Here is a 16,184-nt window from a genome sequence, read left to right on the forward strand (position 1 = left end):
CGACGACAGGAGGACACCGTGACGGAGCAGCAGGACCCCCGGATGGCGACCGAGGCCGCCGAGCTCGAGCTCGAGTGGGCGGCGAACCCGCGCTGGAGCGGGGTGCAGCGCGACTACTCCGCGGCCGACGTCGTGCGGCTGCGCGGCTCGGTCGTCGAGGAGCACACCCTCGCGCGCCGCGGCGCCGAGCGGCTCTTCGCGCGGCTGCACGGCGACGAGACGCCCGTGCGCGCACTCGGCGCGCTGACCGGCAACCAGGCGGTGCAGCAGGTGCGCGCGGGCCTCGAGGCGATCTACCTCTCGGGCTGGCAGGTCGCCGCCGACTCGAACCTCGCCGGCCAGACCTACCCCGACCAGTCGCTCTACCCCGCGAACTCGGTGCCCGCCGTCGTGCGCCGCATCAACAACGCGCTGCAGCGCGCCGACCAGATCGAGCGCAGCGAGGGCAAGCGCACCGTCGCCGACTGGCTCGCGCCGATCGTCGCGGATGCCGAGGCGGGCTTCGGCGGACCGCTCAACGCGTTCGAGCTCATGCGCGCCATGATCGCGGCGGGCGCCGCTGGCGTGCACTGGGAGGACCAGCTCGCGAGCGAGAAGAAGTGCGGCCACCTCGGCGGCAAGGTGCTCATCCCCACGCAGCAGCACGTGCGCACGCTCAACGCCGCGCGCCTCGCCGCCGACGTCGAGGACGTGCCGACCGTCATCATCGCGCGCACCGACGCCGAGGCGGCGACCCTGCTCACGAGCGACGTCGACGAGCGCGACCGCCCGTTCCTCACGGGCGGCCGCACCGCCGAGGGCTTCTACGAGGTGCGCAACGGCATCGAGCCGTGCATCGCCCGCGGGCTCGCGTACGCCGAGTACGCCGACCTGCTGTGGATGGAGACCGGCAAGCCCGACCTCGAGGTCGCCCGCCGCTTCGCCGAGGGCATCAAGGCGCAGTTCCCCGACCAGCTGCTCGCCTACAACTGCTCGCCGTCGTTCAACTGGCGGAAGCACCTCGACGACGACGAGATCGCGAGGTTCCAGCGCGAGCTCGGCGCGATGGGGTTCCGCTTCCAGTTCATCACCCTCGCGGGCTTCCACGCCCTCAACCACTCGATGTTCGACCTCGCGAAGGGCTACGCCGAGCAGCACATGACCGCCTACGTCGACCTGCAGGAGCGCGAGTTCGCGGCCGAGGCGAGCGGCTACACCGCGACGAAGCACCAGCGCGAGGTCGGCACCGGCTGGTTCGACCTCGTCGCGACCGCGCTCAACCCCGACTCGGGGACGCTCGCGCTCGCGGGCTCGACCGAGACCGAGCAGTTCCACTGATCCGAGAGACCCACCCGAAGGAGGACGACGATGGAACGCATCCGCATCACCGACCACGCCGAGGGGCAGGACCGCGTCCTCACCGACGACGCCCTCGCCTTCCTGCTCGAGCTCCACGACGCGTTCGAGTGCTCGAGGCAGCAGCTGCTGCAGGACCGGCGCAAGCGCCGCGCCGCGCTCACCGACGGCGAGACGCCCCGGTTCCTCGAGGCGACCGCGCACGTCCGGGAGGACGACAGCTGGCGGGTCGCCCCGCCCGCCCCCGGGCTCGAGGACCGCCGGGTCGAGATCACCGGACCGATCGAGCGCAAGATGACGATCAACGCGCTCAACTCGGGCGCGAAGGTATGGCTCGCCGATTGCGAGGACGCCTCGAGCCCGCTGTGGCGGAACGTCATCGCGAGCCAGGTCAACCTGCAGGACGCGATCCGCGACCGGATCTCGTTCACGAGCCCCGCGGGCAAGGAGTACCGGGTCACGGCGACCGAGACGCCGACGATCGTCGTGCGCCCGCGCGGCTGGCACCTCGACGAGCACCGGATCGTCGTGGACGGGAAGCCGATGTCGGGCTCGCTCGTCGACTTCGGCCTGCACCTCTTCCACAACGGCCGAGAGCTCATCGCGCGCGGCCGCGGCCCCTACTTCTACCTGCCGAAGCTCGAGGACCACCGCGAGGCGCGGCTGTGGAACGACGTCTTCGTGCTCGCGCAGGATCGGCTCGGCATCGATCGCGGCACGATCCGGGCGACGGTGCTCATCGAGACGATCACCGCGGCGTTCGAGATGGAGGAGATCCTCTGGGAGCTGCGCGAGCACTCAGCCGGCCTCAACGCGGGCCGCTGGGACTACCTCTTCTCGATGATCAAGGCCTTCCGGCTGCGCGGGCCGGACTTCGTGCTGCCGGACCGCGCGCGGCTGACGATGACGGCGCCCTTCATGCGCGCCTACACGGAGCAGCTCGTGCGGGCGTGCCACCGGCGGGGCGCGCACGCGATCGGCGGCATGGCGGCGTTCGTGCCGAGCGCGAAGGATCCGGAGGCGACCGAGCGCGCGCTCCGCGCCGTGGCCGCCGACAAGTCGCGCGAGGCAGGCGACGGCTTCGACGGCTCGTGGGTCGCGCACCCCGGGCTCGTCGAGACGTGCCGCGCGGCGTTCGACGCCGTGCTGGGCGACCGGCCGCACCAGCTCGACCGCTCGCGCGACGACGTCGCGGTCGACGCGGCCGCCCTCATCGACCTCTCGACGACCGAGGGCGAGATCACCGACGCGGGGCTGCGCTCGAACATCGAGATCGCGATCCGCTACATGGAGGCGTGGCTGCGCGGCCACGGCGCCGTCGCGATCCACTCGCTCATGGAGGACGCCGCGACCGCCGAGATCTCGCGCTCGCAGGTGTGGCAGTGGATCCACAACGAGTCGGTCACGAGCGACGGCCGCACCGTCACGCGCGAGCGCTGCGAGGCGATCGTCGCGGAGCTCGCGCGCTCGTTCGCCGACGAGGCGGGCAACCGCTTCCGCGAGGCGATCGGGCTCTTCCGCGAGACCGCGCTCGAGGAGGCGTACCCCGCGTTCCTGACGCTCGCGGGCACGGAGCGCTACCTCGGCGACGGCGCGGAGCGACCTGCGACCGGCCCGATCCCGGTGCAGGATGCGTCGGCCCCGGTCGGGCAGGACGCGCGCGCGGCGGCGTGAGGCAGATGGGCGCAGGGCGGGACCGATCGGTCCCGCCCTGCGCCATGGCCGTCAGCCGTGCTGCGCCTGCGCGGCGCGCAGGCTCGCGAGCAGCTTCGCGCGCAGCTCCTCGGGGGCGCGGTCCTTGCACGCGCCCTGGAGCGCCGCCGTCAGCATCTCGCCCACGTGGTGCTCGGCCGAGCACTCCTCGCACTCGTCGAGGTGCGCGCGCACGTCTGCGGCATCCTCGGCGCAGAGCTCGTTGTGGAGGTACTCCTCCAGCGCGGCCCGCGCCTCGGCGCAGTCCTTCCTCGCCGCGGTCTCGGCGACGGTCGGCGTCTCGCTCACGACTTCTTCTCCTTCACGGTGGCATCCTGCACGGCGATGCCCTGCTCCCGGGCGTAGTCGGCCAGCAGGCCTCGCAGCAGCTTGCGGCCGCGGTGCAGCCGGCTCATGACGGTGCCGATCGGCGTCTCCATGACCTCTGCGGTCTCGGCGTAGCTGAGGCCCTCGACGTCGACCCAGTAGACCGCCATGCGGAAGTCCTCGGGGACCTCCTGCAGCGCATCCTTCACGACGCCCGAGGGCATCCGGTGGATCGCCTCCGCCTCGGCGCTGCGCGATGCCGACGCCGTGAACGACTCGGCGTCGCCGATCTGCCACTCCGCCAGGTCGTCGAGCGCCGCCTCGAAGGGCCTGCGCTGCTGCTTGCGATAGGTGTTGATGTAGGTGTTGGTCTGGATGCGGTAGAGCCAGGCCCGCAGGTTCGTGCCCTGCTTGAACGAGCCGTACGCCGCGTAGGCCTTGAGCAGCGTCTCCTGCACGAGGTCCGCCGCGTCGGCGGGGTTGCGCGTCATGCGCATCGCCGCTCCGTAGAGCTGGTCCGCGTACTGCATCGCCTGCTCAGCGAAGTCGTCGCGCTTCGCCGCCTCTGTCTGCTCGCTTGCCATCGCGGGCGAGTCTAGTGTCGCTGTCGGCACCGGCACCTCCTCACGATCCGCCTCCGACCGATAGATTGCAACCGATGCCGAACCCCGATCATTCCCGGCCCTGGACGGCCCCCACCGCGACCTCGCGGCTCGACGCGCGCGTGCAGCTGCCCGGCTCGAAGAGCCTGACGAACAGGGCGCTGCTGCTCGCGGCGCTCGCCGACGGCGGCTCGACGCTCCACCGGCCGCTCCGCAGCCGCGACAGCCGCATCATGGTCGAGGGCCTCAGGTCGCTCGGCGCGACGATCCGCGAGGTGCCCGGCGACGGCCGCTTCGGGCCCGATCTCGCCGTGACGCCCGGCCCGATCAGGGGCGGCGCATCGATCGACTGCGGGCTCGCGGGCACCGCGATGCGATTCCTGCCCATCGTCGCGGCGCTCGGCGACGGCCCGGTCGCGTTCGACGGCGACCCGCACGCGCGCGAGCGGCCGATGGCCGAGACGATCGCGAGCCTCCGCGCACTCGGCGTGCGGGTCGACGCCGACGCGCCGCGCCTGCCCTTCACGGTGCACGGCGTGCGCGGGCCCGGCGGTCCGGGTGGCGTGCGCGGCGGCGAGATCGAGATCGACGCGAGCGCGTCGAGCCAGTTCGTCTCGGCGCTCCTGCTCGTCGGCGCGCGATTCGACGAGGGGCTCACCCTCCACCACCGCGGCGAGCGGCTGCCCTCGCTCCCCCACATCGAGATGACGCTCGAGGCGCTCCGGCAGCGCGGGGTCGACGCGCGCCGCGTGGGCGACGCCGCGTGGCGCGTCGAGCCCGGCCCCATCGCAGCGCTCGACGAGCGGATCGAGCCCGACCTCTCGAACGCGGCGCCGTTCCTCGCCGCCGTCGTCGCGGTCGGCGGCCGCGTCGTGCTCGACGGCTGGCCGAGCGAGACGACCCAGGTGGGCGCGCTCCTGCCGCAGCTGCTCGAGCCGTTCGGCGCGACGTCGCGGCTCGCGGATGGGTCCCTCACGGTCGAGGCCGTCGGCGGCGCGATCCCCGGCGCGAGCCTCGACATGCACGCGGCGGGCGAGCTCGCGCCGACGATCGTCGCGCTCGGCGCCCTCGCGTCCGGGCCCGTGGAGGTCACGGGGATCGGCCACATCCGCGGGCACGAGACCGACCGCATCCGCGCCCTCGTCGACGACATCGCGGCGCTCGGCGGGCGCGCCCAGGCGCTGCCCGACGGCATCCGCGTCGAGCCGGCCCCGCTCACGGGCGGCGCGTGGCGCGCGTTCGATGACCACCGCATCGCGACGGCCGGCGCCGTCGTGGGCCTGCGGGTCCCCGGCGTCGAGGTCGACGACATCGGCGCGACGGCGAAGACGATCCCCGAGTTCCCCGAGCTGTGGGCGGGGATGCTCGCGGGGTCGGGCGGCGACGGAGCGACGGCGTGAGCGCATGAGCTGGCTCGGCGACTACGAGGACCCGTACGAGGAGTACGACGAGTCGAGCGTGCGCGAGCGGCCGAACCCCAAGGCGAACCGGCCGCGCTCGAAGCACCGGCCCGAGCACGACGACGCCATCACGGGCATCGTGACGGCCGTCGACCGCGGTCGCTACACGCTCGCCGTGCGCGTCGGCGAGCCCGACGAGGCCGTCGTGACCGCCGCACGGGCGCGCGAGCTGCGCAAGCAGGCGATCGTCGCGGGCGACCGGGTCGACGTCGTGGGCGACACGAGCGGCGAGGAGGGATCGCTCGCCCGCATCGTGCGCATCCAGCCCCGCTCGACGGTGCTGCGCCGCTCCGCCGACGACACCGACGTCGTCGAGCGCGTCATCGTCGCGAACGCCGACGTGCTGCTCATGGTCGTCGCCGCGGCCGATCCGGAGCCGCGGCCGGCCCTCGTCGACCGCTACCTCGTGGCGGCGCTCGACGCCGGGATCACGCCCGTCATGGTCGTCACGAAGACCGACGTCGCGGACCCCGCGCCCTTCCTCGCCCACTTCGAGGGGCTCGACATCGAGGTGTGGCAGTCGTCGATCGACGACCCCCCGGTCGAGGCGCTGCGCGAGCGGCTCGACGGCCACACGACCGTCGCCGTCGGCCACTCCGGCGTCGGCAAGTCGACGCTCGTGAACGCGCTCGTGCCGGGCGCGATGCGCGCGGTCGGCCACGTGAACGCCGTCACCGGCCGCGGCCGCCACACCTCGTCGTCGACCGTCTCGTTCAAGCTCGGCTCGGGCTGGATCATCGACACCCCGGGCGTGCGCTCGTTCGGCCTCGGCCACGTCGCGACCGCCAACGTGCTCCGCGGCTTCCCCGACCTCGCGGCGGTCGCGGAGGACTGCCCGCGCGGCTGCTCGCACCTGCCGGGCGAGGAGTACTGCGAGCTCACGATCGCCGCGCGCGAGGGGCGCCTCGGACAGCGCCGCGTCGACTCGATGCAGCGGCTGCTCGGCACGCTCGTCGCCGCGCGGCAGCAGCGGCACGAGGAGTGACGCGCCGCCTACGCTGGAGGGCGTGACCCGCTACGACGACGACCTCGCCCTCGCGCTCCGGCTCGCCGACGCCGCCGACGCCATCTCGATGGCGCGCTTCGGCGCGCAGGACCTCGAGATCACGACGAAGGCCGACACGACGCACGTGACGGACGCCGACCGCGCGGTCGAGCAGCGCATCCGCGCCATGCTCGCCGAGGAGCGCCCGGGCGACGCGATCCTCGGCGAGGAGTTCGGCACCGAGGGCGACGCGCCGCGGCAGTGGATCGTCGACCCGATCGACGGCACGGCGCACTTCCTGCGCGGCGCCCCGATCTGGGCGACCCTCATCGCGCTCGCGGTCGAGGGCAGGCCCGTCGTCGGCGTCGTCTCCTCCCCTGCCCTCGGCGCCCGCTGGTGGGCGGCCGAGGGCTCGGGTGCGTGGACCCATCCCGCCGAGCCCCGGCGGCTGCGCGTCTCGGGGGTCGCGGCGCTGCCGGATGCGGTGCTCTCGTACAACGCGATCCAGGGCTGGGACGGCGCGGGCAGGCTCGACGACCTCATCGGGCTGCAGCGCGACGTGTGGCGGGCCCGCTCGTACGGCGATGCGTGGAGCTACATGCTGCTCGCCGAGGGCAAGGTCGACGCGGTCGCGGAGTTCGACCTCAAGCCCTACGACATGGCCGCGCTCGTGCCAGTGATCGAGGAGGCCGGCGGCCGCTTCACGTCGGTCGAGGGCCACGCGGGCCTGTGGCACGGCTCTGCGCTCGCCACGAACGGCGCGCTGCACGAGGCGCTGCTCGAGCGCCTCGCGCGCTGACCGCGCCGCCCCGGGTTCAGCCGCGCGCGGCGGCCTCGAGCGCCGCGACGTCGAGCTTCTGCATCTCGAGCATCGCGCGCGTGACGTCCTTCGAGCGCGGTCCCTGCATGAGCTCGCCGAGCTGCTTCGGGATGACCTGCCACGAGACGCCGAAGCGATCGCGGCACCACCCGCACATCGACTCCTCGCCGCCGTCGGCGACGAGCGCGTCCCACAGCCGGTCGACCTCGGCCTGCCCGTCGACCGTGAGCGCGATCGAGACCGCCTCCGACTGCAGGAACTGCGGCCCGCCGTTCAGCAGCTGGAAGGGCGCCCCGCCGATCGTCAGGTCGATCGTGAGCGCCTCCCCCGCCGCCATCCCGCCGGGCCAGGGGTTCTCGTCCTCCGGGATCCGCATCACGTCGGTGACCGCGGAGCCGGGCAGGAGCGAGACGTAGAGCTCGGCCGCCTCCTCGATGCGGCCGTCGAACCAGAGCACCGTGCGCACATCCGTCATGCGGCCATGATGCTCGCCGCCGCAGCGGATCGATAGCCTCGATCCATGCGAGAGATCACGCCCGCCGAGGCCGCCGACCGCCCGCTCCTGGATGTGCGCGAGCAGCACGAGTGGGACGCGGGGCACGCGGTCGGCGCCCTGCACATCCCGATGAGCGAGATCGTCGAGCGGCTCGACGAGGTGCCCGACGGCGCGGCGGTCATCTGCCGCTCGGGGGCGCGGAGCGGTCAGGTCGTGGCCTTCCTCGAGCAGCGGGGCATGGATGCCGTGAACGTCGCGGGCGGGACCATCCGGTGGGCGGCGGAGGGCCGCCCGATGACCGGCACGGTCGCCTGACGCTCGGCCCAGCGGTGTAGAACCGGGGGCATGGCGACCCACCACCGCGAAGTCGAGACGAAGCTCGAGCCGCCCGAGGGAGCCGAGCTGCCCGCACTCGAGGCGATCCCGCGCGTCGCGTCGATGACGGCGCTCGAGCTCGCGCTCGAGGCCGAGTACTTCGACACCGCGAGCCTCGCGCTCGCGGCGGCCGGCATCTCGCTGCGGCGCCGCAGCGGCGGCATCGACGACGGCTGGCACCTCAAGGTGCCCGCGGGCGGCGCTCGCGCCGAGGTGCAGCTGCCGCTCGACGGCTCTCGATCGGTGCCCGCACCGCTGCGCGACGCCGTGCGGCTGCACTCGCGCGGCGAGCCGCTCGAGGCCGTCGTGCGCCTCCGCACCCGGCGCCGCATGCTGCGGCTGCTCGACGCGACCGGCCGCGAGCTCGTCGAGATCGCCGACGACGAGGTCGCCGCCGAGCCGCTCGACGGTGCATCGCCGCGCGTCGTGTGGCGCGAGTGGGAGGCGGAGCTGATCGACGGCGAGGTCGACGACCTCGAGCGGGTCGTCGCGGCGCTCGAGGGGGCTGGCGCCCGTCCCGCGGGCCACGCGTCGAAGCTCGTGCGGGCGCTCGGCGAGCGCGCGCCCCGTGGGGCACGGGTGCCGGAGTCGCGGCTCGACGGTCCAGCGCGCGACGTCGTGCTCGCGCGCCTGGCGGAGCAGCGCCGGGCGCTCGTCGCGCAGGACGTGCTCGTGCGGCTCGACGCGCCGGGCGGCGTGCATCGCATGCGCGTGGCCCTCCGCCGCCTGCGCTCCGCGCTCGCGACCTTCCGGCCGCTGCTCGAGGCGGAGCAGACCGAGCCGATCAGGGCCGAGCTGCGCTGGCTCGCGCGTGCGCTCGGCGAGGAGCGCGATGCCGAGGTGCTGCGGGACCGACTCGCGGCGGCCGTCGCCGCCCTGCCCGCGGAGCTCGCCATCGGCCCGGTCGCGAGCCGCATCGACGACGCGGTGCGCTCGCGTGCCGCCGCCGCGCGCGAGGGCACGCTCGAGGCGCTCGAGTCGGAGCGCTGGCTCGCGCTCGCGGACGCGCTCGCCGGGATCGTCGAGCAGCCGCCGTGGCGCGCGGACGCCGACGGCACGGCCGCCGAGCTGCTGCTGCCGCTCGTGCGCCGCGAGCTGCGCCGCACGCGTCGACGGCTCGAGCGAGCAGCGGCGGCGCCGCCGGGACCGAGGCACGACGCGCTGCTGCACGAGGCTCGGAAGGCCGTGAAGCGAGCGCGCTACGCCGCCGAGGCGCTCGAGCCCGCAGCGGGTCGGCCAGCGGCGCGCTCCGCCAAGGCGCTCGCGCGCGTGCAGTCCGTGCTCGGCGACCACCACGACGCGGTCGTCGCGCAGCCGGTGCTGCGCGAGCTGGGCATGCAGGCGCACCTGCGCGGCGAGAACGCCTTCAGCTACGGGCTGCTGGCCGGGCACGAGCGCGCCCGCGCCCTCGCGGCCGAGTCGGAGCTCGGGTCGGCGTGGGCACGGGCGCGCGCGAAGCGGCGACGCCGCTGGCTGGACTGATCAGCCGACGACGAGCTTCTTGTTCATGAACTCCTCCATGCCGTGCGGGCCGAGCTCGCGGCCGAAGCCGGATCGCTTCGTGCCGCCGAAGGGCATGTCGTAGTCCTCCGCGCTCGCGTCGTTGATCGCGACCATGCCGGCATCGATGCGGTCGGCGACCGCGCGGGCGAGCTCGGGGTCGCTGCACCACACGCGCGCACCGAGCCCGAAAGGCGTGTCGTTCGCGATGCGCACGGCGTCGTCGACGTCCTTCGCGCGGTAGACGGTGCCGACGGGGCCGAAGAGCTCCTCGCGGTAGACGCTCATGGCGTCCGTGACGTCGGCGAGCAGCGCCGGCTGCACGCGCGTGCCGTCGCCCTCGATCGCGCCGGCGAGCACGCGCGCGCCCTCGGCGACCGCGGCGCTCGTCTGCTCGCGGAGCCGGTCGGCTGCCGCTCGCGACGAGAGCGGGCCCACGAGCGCGTCCTCGTCGTCGGCGTCACCGACCTCGACCGCGGCGATCGCCTCCGCGAGGCGGGCCGAGAACTCGTCGTAGAGCTCGTCGACGACGATGAAGCGCTTGGAGGCGTTGCACGCCTGGCCCGAGTTCTCCATGCGCGTCGCGACTGCGGACTCGACCACCGCATCCATGTCGTCGGTCGAGAGCACGACGAAGGGGTCGCTCCCGCCGAGCTCGAGCACGACCTTCTTGAGGTTGCGGCCGGCGATCTCGGCGACCGCGGCACCCGCGCGCTCGGAGCCGGTGAGCGAGACGCCGCGCACGCGCGGGTCGGGGATGACGATCTCGCCGATCTGGTCGTTCGTCGCGAAGATGTTCTCGTAGGCGCCGGCCGGCAGCCCCGCCTCCTCGAGGATCTCGGTGATGACCGTGGCCGACCACGGGCACTGCGGCGCGTGCTTGAGCAGCACCGTGTTGCCGAGCATGAGGTTGGGGAAGGCGAAGCGCGCGACCTGGTAGTACGGGAAGTTCCACGGCATGATGCCGAGGATCACGCCCTGCGCCGACTTCACGACGCGCGCGTCGAGGCCGGAGCGCGTCGTCAGCACCTCGTCGGCGAGGAACTCCGCGGCGTTGTCGGCGTAGTACTGGATGATCTCGCCCGAGAACTCCGCCTCGAAGACGCCCTGGCCGAGCGGCTTGCCCATCTCGGTGCGGATGATCTCGGCGAGCTCGCGCGAGCGCTCGGTGAAGGCCGTGGCGGCCTTCGAGAGGATGGCGGCGCGCTCCTCCATCGGCGTCGCGCGCCACGGCTCGAACGCCGCGTGGGCGCGCTCGATCGCCGCACGGATCTCGTCATCGGTCGCGGTGGGGTACTCCTTGACGACCTGGCCGGTGTAGGGGTCGACGACCCGGTACTCGCTCACGCTGCCTCCTCGCAGGATCGGGAGCCTCCAGGCTAGTCGAGCGTCGCGCGCGCGATGGCGTCAGCGGCAGCCCACCGGCGCGGGCTCGCCCGCGAACCGGGCGGCGGTCCACGCGGCGAGCTCGGGCAGCAGCGCCGATTCCCCCGTGACGAGGCCCATGTGGTCGAGCCCGTCGTAGGTGCGGTGGTCGATCGACCAGCCCTCGGCGCAGCGAGCGGCGACCCAGCCGGCCTGCGCGTCGGGCGTGATGAGCGAGTCGGCGCCGCCCTGCGCGACGAGCACGGGCGCGTCGATCGGGAGCGTCGGCACGTTCTCGGCGGCGCGCGCGCCGAGCGCGCCGTCACCCGGGCTGCGGGAGAAGACCGGGGCGCCGCTGAAGACCGAGGTTGCGAGCGAGACGAGCGTCGCGGGGTCGGTGAGGCAGCGCTGCTGCATCGACTGCACCATGATGCGCGCGCCCGGCCGCACGGAGTCGCGCGGCGCGACGTCGGGGTAGGCGGCGTCGTAGGCGGCGAGCGCGAACGAGGCGAAGACCGGGCCGACGACCGAGCCCGCGACGCCGTCGAGGAGCGCGGGGAGGTCGGTCGCGGGCGCCATCGCCGCGACGCCGACGATCTCGAGCTCGGGCGCGTAGTCGGCAGCCATGCCGCCGGCCCAGAGCGCGGCGTGCCCGCCCTGCGAGTGCCCCCACAGCACCGTCTCGGGCGCGATCGCGGCCTCGCCGAGCCGCTGCGCGGCGCGCACCGCGTCGAGCACGCTCCGCCCCTCCCCCTCGCCGATGAGGTACGGCTGGCTCCCGGCTGTGCCGAGCCCGGCGTAGTCGGTCGCGACGACCGCCCAGCCCGCGTCGATCGCGGTCTGCGGGTCGGGCATCGCCCCGGCCGCGAGCGGCTCGTCGAGCAGCGTCGGCGCGCACCCGGTCGCGAAGCCCGTCGTGCCGTGCGCCCACGCGATCACCGGGTGCTGGGCGCCGCGCTCGGGCACGATGACGAGGCCGGATGCGACGGCGGGGCGGCCGTCGGCGTCGGTCGTCGTGTAGAGGATCCGCCACGCGGTCGAGCTGTCGGGCATCGCGCGGTCGAAGGGCTCGCTGCGCAGGAGCGCGCCGGGTGTCGACGGCACGTCCGCCGGCGGGTCGTAGGACGCGTCCGGGCGCGGGGAGGCGCTCAGGTGCGCGCTCAGGAGCGTCGCGCCGACCGTCGCGACGAGGGCGAGCGCCGCGACCGCGCGCCGCCGACGCTCGCGCGGCGCTCCGCCGGCCCGCGCGGGACGGCGGCGCAGGAGCGCGACGCCGAGCAGCGCGAGCCGCGCGCCGAAGAGCGCCGCGATCGCGAGCACCGACACGTCGGGCCACGCGAGCGCGAGGAGGCCGAGCAGCATCGTCACGATCGCTAGGGCGAGCGCGACGCCGCGGTCTCCCTCGGGGCCGCGCAGCGCGCGCACGCCGTCGACGGCGCCGCCCACGACGAGCGCGGCGCCCACCACGAGCACGAGCGCGGCGATCGTCAGCGACGGCAGCGCGAGGACGGCGGCCCCCGCGCCGATCCAGGCGAGCGCGAGCAGCGCGCTCCACGAGCGGCTGCCGCGCACGAGCTCCGCGGCGCCGGCCACGACGAGCGCGATCGCGAGCAGCACGACGAGGGCGCCGAGCGAGAGGAACGGGCGCACGACGAGCACGAGGCCGAGCCCGACGCATCCGACGCCGACCGCGATCGAGAGCCACCGCGGCGCGCGCTCCAGGAGGCCGCCGGCCCGTCCTCCCGTGCGCGACAGCAGCCCCATGGCTCGACAGTAGCGAGCGGGGGCTCTCACAGCGTGCGACTCGACCGATGGTGGAGATGGGGGGAATCGAACCCCCGTCCAACGCTCACATCGTGCGGCTTCTCCGGGTGCAGCTCAAGGGTGGCGTTCTGCTCGGCTCCGACCTTTGTCCTGAGCACCTAGGTCGACGAGCCCAGTCACAGTTCAAGTCCCGCGATGCCCTGTGACGCAGCATCGCAGCGAGCTCTCAAGATGACGCCAGGGTCCGGGGCGAGAGCGACCCCGGTCTGACGGACTTCAGGCTCGCTTAGGCAGCGAGGGCGAAGTCGGTGCGCTTTGCATCGGCACCTATTGGTTTGCAGGGGGCGTTGAAGAGATGACCCTGCATCCTCTACCCGCTTCCCGCAGCAATCGAGACGCTGTCGAAACCGATCATCCCCGTGCTGGGTGCGAGTCGCACGCTGTGGAGTTGTCAATGCCGGATGCGTCCGGCGCGCTGGCGAGGCCAGCCCACCACGATAGCGCGGCCGCGAGCGGACGGCAAGCCGTCGGCGTCGGTGGGAGCGCGGCTTCGCTAGGATCGGCGCGAGCAGAGCGCCGCTGCTCACGACCTCGACCGAAGGGCGGCATGCGCGCACCGAGCCGACGCCCCGGGGCCGACGGGCACCGTGCCTGAGCGCCGCGGCGGGCTGGGCCGGGCCGCCTTCCTCGTGACCGCGCTCACGGCGGTCTCGACGCTGCTCGGCTTCGTCCGCGACGTCGTGATCGCCGCGGTGTTCGGCGCGAGCGCGAGCCTCGACGCGTACCTCGTCGCGCAAGGGCTCATGAACATCGTGCTCGCGCTCATCGCGACCGCGATGGCCCGGTCCGCGACGCCCGTGCTCGCGCGCGAGGCCGAGGCGGAGGACGCGTGCCGCGGGCACCGCTCCTTCGATGTCGCGATCACCGTCACGATGATCGTGCTCGGGGTCGGCAGCATCGCCATGGGGCTGCTCGCCGCTCCCGTGACCGCGATCCTCGCCCCAGGCTTCGACGGGGCGCAAGCGGAGACGGCGCAGCACCTCACGCGGATCGTGCTGATCGCCTCGGTCCTCATCGCCGGCACGAACCTGCTCGCGTCGTACTCGCAGGCGCACGGCTCGTTCGCGTGGTCCGCGCTCCAGGGCGTGCCCTTCAACATCATCATGATCGGCGCCGCCGGCCTCCTGGGCCCGACGTGGGGCATCTCCGCGCTCGCCGTCGGCTTCGTGCTCGGCTCGCTCGCCCGGCTGCTGCTGCAGCTGCCACCGCTCGTGCGGCTCGGCGCGCGAGTGCGACCGAGCCTGCGCCTGCGGGATCCCGGGTTCCGCGAGATCGCCGGCCTCGTCCCGCCCATGCTCGTCGGCAACGCGGTCGGGAACATCAACACGCTCGTCGATCGCGCGGTGGGCTCGACGCTCGACGAGGGCGCGATCACCGCCGTCTCCTACGCGTGGCGGCTCGTGAGCCTGCCGGAGACGCTCCTGATCGCCTCGCTGCTGGTGCCGCTGTACCCGGCGATGGGTGCCGCGGCGAACCGGCTGCCCGAGCTCGGGCGGCTCGTCGGGCGCGGGCTGTCGGCCGCCGTCACGCTCCTGACGCCGATCTGCATCGTGCTCGCCCTGGCTGCGCAGCCGCTCGTGGAGCTCGCGTTCGGCCGCGGTGCCTTCGACGACGCAGCGGTCGCAGCCACGGCGTCAGCGGTCGTCTGGTTCACGCCGGCGCTGCTCGCGCTCGGCTGCCGGCAGGTCGTCGTGAGCGCCTCCTACGCACGGCGCGACTCCAGGGCGCCCGTCCTGGTCGCCGTCGCGGCGATGGTGGTGAACATCGTGGGCGACGTCCTGCTCGCGCCCGTCATGGGGGTCGCCGGTCTCGCGCTCGCGTCGAGCGCCTCGCTCGGCGCGGCCGCCGTCGCGAACACGTGGCTGCTGCACCGGCGCCACGGCGTGCTCGATCTGCGCGCGACCGGGGCGCTCGTCGCGCGCGCGGCGGGCGTCGGAGCGGTCGCCGCGCTCGGCGGCGGTGCCGTCCTCGCGGTGCTGCCCGGACTGCCGCCCGTGCTCGACTGCGCGATCGTCGCGATCGTCGTGGGCGGCATCTACGTCGCGGGGCTCGCGGCACTGCGCGCGCCGGAGCTCGCGGTGCCGCTCGACATGGTGCGCGCGGCCGTGCGACGACGCCGGCGCTGAGGCGCGCCCGCGAGCGTCAGCGCTCGCGCGGGGCGCGCCGGGCGCGAGGGCGCAGCCTCGCGCTCGCGAGGTGCAGCCCAGGACCGGGGTCGCGGAGGTCCCAGATGCTGCGCTGCGCACCGCGCGACCAGCGCAGCGAGTCGAGCACATCGGCCGCGAGCCCGCCCCGCCGCTCCGCGAACGCGCGGCGCAGGTCACCGGCCATCCACGCGTAGCGCATGCCTGCCGGCGCGTCCTCCAGCTCCGGCACGGTGCCCTCGAGCACGAGCCGCCCCCACGCATCCGGCAGCCCGGGCCGTGCCCGCTCCGTGAGCGCGAGGGATCCGAAGAAGCGCCCGTTGAAGTCGATGAGGTGCGGGACGCCGTCGGCACCGGTGAGGAACTGCAGCTCCACGAGCCCCTCCCAGCCGAGGTCGGCCAGCAGCGCCTCTGCTCGGTCCGCGAGCCGCTCGTCGACCGGCACCGTCTCCGCGCGCGCCGAGGCTCCGCTCGGGGTGGGCCAGAGGCGCGAGGCCTCCTGCTGCACGCGCCCGACGAGCCGGCCCTCGGCGACGATCCCGATGAGCGCTCCGAGCTCGCCGGAGACCGGCTCCTGCAGCACCGGCTCGGCGCCGACGTCGCGGATGTGCTGGATGCGGTCCCGGGCGGAGCGCACGTCGGGGAAGAGGCGCGCCTCGGTGCGGTGCGACTTCGTCTGCCCGGGGAACCAGTGCGTGCGGGTCTTCACGACCACGGGGCCGCGCCACGCCGCCATCGCCGCGTCGGTCGCGAGCTCGGTCCGCGGCGAGGCGAGGCCTGCAGAGCGCGCGGCCGTCGCGAGCCGCAGCCGGTCGAGCGCTGCCGCGACGGCGTCCCATCGAGGGTGCGCGACGCGCGCCGGGATCGCGTCGCGATACGACGAGAGCGCGGCCATCCAGTCGTCGGAGCCCCCGAACACGATGTCGTAGCCGCCCTCCTCGATCGCCCGCCGGAGGCCGTCGAGGAAGTCGCCGCCGTCGCGGCGCGGACGGGGCACGACGTGCGTCCGCGAGCTCGCGCGCGACGCGCCGAGCATCCCGCCGCCGTCCGGGGTGCCGACCCCGACGACCCAGCCGGATCGCCGCAGCGACCGCGCGGCCGCGAGCGCACCGCGATCGCGGCTCGTGCTGACGATGAGGGCGCGCAGCGGCCGGTCGAGCGCCGCGGACGCCGACGTCACGGGCAGGCCCTGCGCCGCTGCCGATCTCGCCATCCCGCTCCCCGATCCCCGGCCTCCCGATCCCCGGCCGCATCCCATG

Annotated in this window: 14 protein-coding genes and 1 other RNA gene; 8 read left to right on the plus strand and 7 right to left on the minus strand. The window is 74.4% G+C overall.

What is annotated here, in order from left to right:
* Positions 1-42: 42 nt before the first annotated feature.
* Entirely contained in the window at positions 43-1,317 is a 1,275-nt protein-coding gene (gene aceA / locus H508_RS0105900; RefSeq protein ID WP_156906022.1) for an isocitrate lyase, read from the plus strand.
* A 30-nt stretch (positions 1,318-1,347) separates the two neighbouring features.
* Positions 1,348-3,009 carry a malate synthase A gene (gene aceB / locus H508_RS14815; RefSeq protein WP_084155154.1) on the plus strand — a complete coding sequence of 554 codons (1,662 nt, stop codon included), beginning with the start codon at positions 1,348-1,350 and terminating at the stop codon, positions 3,007-3,009.
* 51 nt (positions 3,010-3,060) lie between these two features.
* On the opposite strand, the gene H508_RS0105910 is transcribed toward aceB, so the two are convergent.
* Entirely contained in the window at positions 3,061-3,336 is a 276-nt protein-coding gene (locus tag H508_RS0105910) for a zf-HC2 domain-containing protein (RefSeq protein ID WP_051222836.1), read from the minus strand.
* The gene (locus H508_RS14820; protein WP_051222838.1) at positions 3,333-3,938 is read right to left on the minus strand and encodes a sigma-70 family RNA polymerase sigma factor; all 606 of its coding nucleotides are present in this window, start codon (positions 3,936-3,938) and stop codon (positions 3,333-3,335) included. Before H508_RS14820 ends, H508_RS0105910 begins: the two co-directional genes overlap by 4 nt.
* 74 nt (positions 3,939-4,012) lie before the next feature.
* Between H508_RS14820 and aroA the strand changes: the two genes are divergently transcribed.
* Genes aroA through hisN form a run of 3 tightly spaced genes read left to right on the plus strand, consistent with a single transcriptional unit; the run spans position 4,013 to position 7,200 of the window.
* The gene (gene aroA / locus H508_RS0105920) at positions 4,013-5,356 is read left to right on the plus strand and encodes a 3-phosphoshikimate 1-carboxyvinyltransferase (protein WP_026373387.1); all 1,344 of its coding nucleotides are present in this window, start codon (positions 4,013-4,015) and stop codon (positions 5,354-5,356) included.
* Positions 5,357-5,360: 4 nt separating this feature from the next.
* Positions 5,361-6,401, plus strand: a complete 1,041-nt coding sequence (gene rsgA / locus H508_RS14825; RefSeq protein WP_035254175.1) for a ribosome small subunit-dependent GTPase A — start codon at positions 5,361-5,363, stop codon at positions 6,399-6,401.
* Between the two features lie 22 nt (positions 6,402-6,423).
* Positions 6,424-7,200, plus strand: a complete 777-nt coding sequence (hisN, locus tag H508_RS0105930) for a histidinol-phosphatase (protein ID WP_084155155.1) — start codon at positions 6,424-6,426, stop codon at positions 7,198-7,200.
* A 16-nt stretch (positions 7,201-7,216) separates the two neighbouring features.
* Here hisN and H508_RS0105935 read toward each other — a convergent pair whose 3' ends face one another.
* A complete protein-coding gene (locus H508_RS0105935) occupies positions 7,217-7,696 on the minus strand; it encodes a VOC family protein (protein ID WP_026373389.1) in 480 nt (159 codons plus the stop codon).
* Positions 7,697-7,741: 45 nt separating this feature from the next.
* Between H508_RS0105935 and H508_RS0105940 the strand changes: the two genes are divergently transcribed.
* Positions 7,742-8,032, plus strand: a complete 291-nt coding sequence (locus H508_RS0105940; protein ID WP_035254177.1) for a rhodanese-like domain-containing protein — start codon at positions 7,742-7,744, stop codon at positions 8,030-8,032.
* A 30-nt stretch (positions 8,033-8,062) separates the two neighbouring features.
* A complete protein-coding gene (locus H508_RS0105945) occupies positions 8,063-9,574 on the plus strand; it encodes a CYTH and CHAD domain-containing protein (RefSeq protein ID WP_026373391.1) in 1,512 nt (503 codons plus the stop codon).
* Here H508_RS0105945 and H508_RS0105950 read toward each other — a convergent pair whose 3' ends face one another.
* From H508_RS0105950 to ssrA, 3 genes are all read right to left on the minus strand, one after another.
* Complete coding sequence (locus H508_RS0105950; protein ID WP_026373392.1) at positions 9,575-10,939, minus strand: NAD-dependent succinate-semialdehyde dehydrogenase; 1,365 nt, start codon at positions 10,937-10,939, stop codon at positions 9,575-9,577.
* 60 nt (positions 10,940-10,999) lie between these two features.
* Complete coding sequence (locus H508_RS0105955) at positions 11,000-12,721, minus strand: lipase family protein (protein WP_026373393.1); 1,722 nt, start codon at positions 12,719-12,721, stop codon at positions 11,000-11,002.
* Positions 12,722-12,769: 48 nt separating this feature from the next.
* Positions 12,770-13,140, minus strand: a transfer-messenger RNA (tmRNA) gene (gene ssrA / locus H508_RS17105).
* Between the two features lie 228 nt (positions 13,141-13,368).
* Here ssrA and murJ point away from each other — a divergent pair.
* Positions 13,369-14,907, plus strand: coding sequence for a murein biosynthesis integral membrane protein MurJ (gene murJ / locus H508_RS0105960; protein WP_245569464.1), 1,539 nt, complete (start codon positions 13,369-13,371; stop codon positions 14,905-14,907).
* A 16-nt stretch (positions 14,908-14,923) separates the two neighbouring features.
* Here the strand turns inward: murJ and H508_RS0105965 are convergent, their stop codons facing one another.
* A complete protein-coding gene (locus tag H508_RS0105965; protein WP_051222840.1) occupies positions 14,924-16,138 on the minus strand; it encodes an ATP-grasp domain-containing protein in 1,215 nt (404 codons plus the stop codon).
* Positions 16,139-16,184 lie beyond the last annotated feature (46 nt).

The organism is Agrococcus lahaulensis DSM 17612 (assembly GCF_000425105.1).
In the GTDB taxonomy this organism is placed as follows: domain Bacteria; phylum Actinomycetota; class Actinomycetes; order Actinomycetales; family Microbacteriaceae; genus Agrococcus; species Agrococcus lahaulensis.

What these genes read in the sequence shown, in the direction of transcription:
- aceA (WP_156906022.1), top strand. Translation starts at nt 43, where the DNA reads ATGGCGACCGAGGCCGCCGAGCTCGAGCTCGAGTGGGCGGCGAACCCG.
- aceB (WP_084155154.1), top strand. Translation starts at nt 1,348, where the DNA reads ATGGAACGCATCCGCATCACCGACCACGCCGAGGGGCAGGACCGCGTC.
- H508_RS14820 (WP_051222838.1), bottom strand. Translation starts at nt 3,938, where the DNA reads ATGGCAAGCGAGCAGACAGAGGCGGCGAAGCGCGACGACTTCGCTGAG.
- aroA (WP_026373387.1), top strand. Translation starts at nt 4,013, where the DNA reads ATGCCGAACCCCGATCATTCCCGGCCCTGGACGGCCCCCACCGCGACC.
- rsgA (WP_035254175.1), top strand. Translation starts at nt 5,361, where the DNA reads ATGAGCTGGCTCGGCGACTACGAGGACCCGTACGAGGAGTACGACGAG.
- H508_RS0105935 (WP_026373389.1), bottom strand. Translation starts at nt 7,696, where the DNA reads ATGACGGATGTGCGCACGGTGCTCTGGTTCGACGGCCGCATCGAGGAG.
- H508_RS0105940 (WP_035254177.1), top strand. Translation starts at nt 7,742, where the DNA reads ATGCGAGAGATCACGCCCGCCGAGGCCGCCGACCGCCCGCTCCTGGAT.
- H508_RS0105945 (WP_026373391.1), top strand. Translation starts at nt 8,063, where the DNA reads ATGGCGACCCACCACCGCGAAGTCGAGACGAAGCTCGAGCCGCCCGAG.
- H508_RS0105955 (WP_026373393.1), bottom strand. Translation starts at nt 12,721, where the DNA reads ATGGGGCTGCTGTCGCGCACGGGAGGACGGGCCGGCGGCCTCCTGGAG.
- H508_RS0105965 (WP_051222840.1), bottom strand. Translation starts at nt 16,138, where the DNA reads ATGGCGAGATCGGCAGCGGCGCAGGGCCTGCCCGTGACGTCGGCGTCC.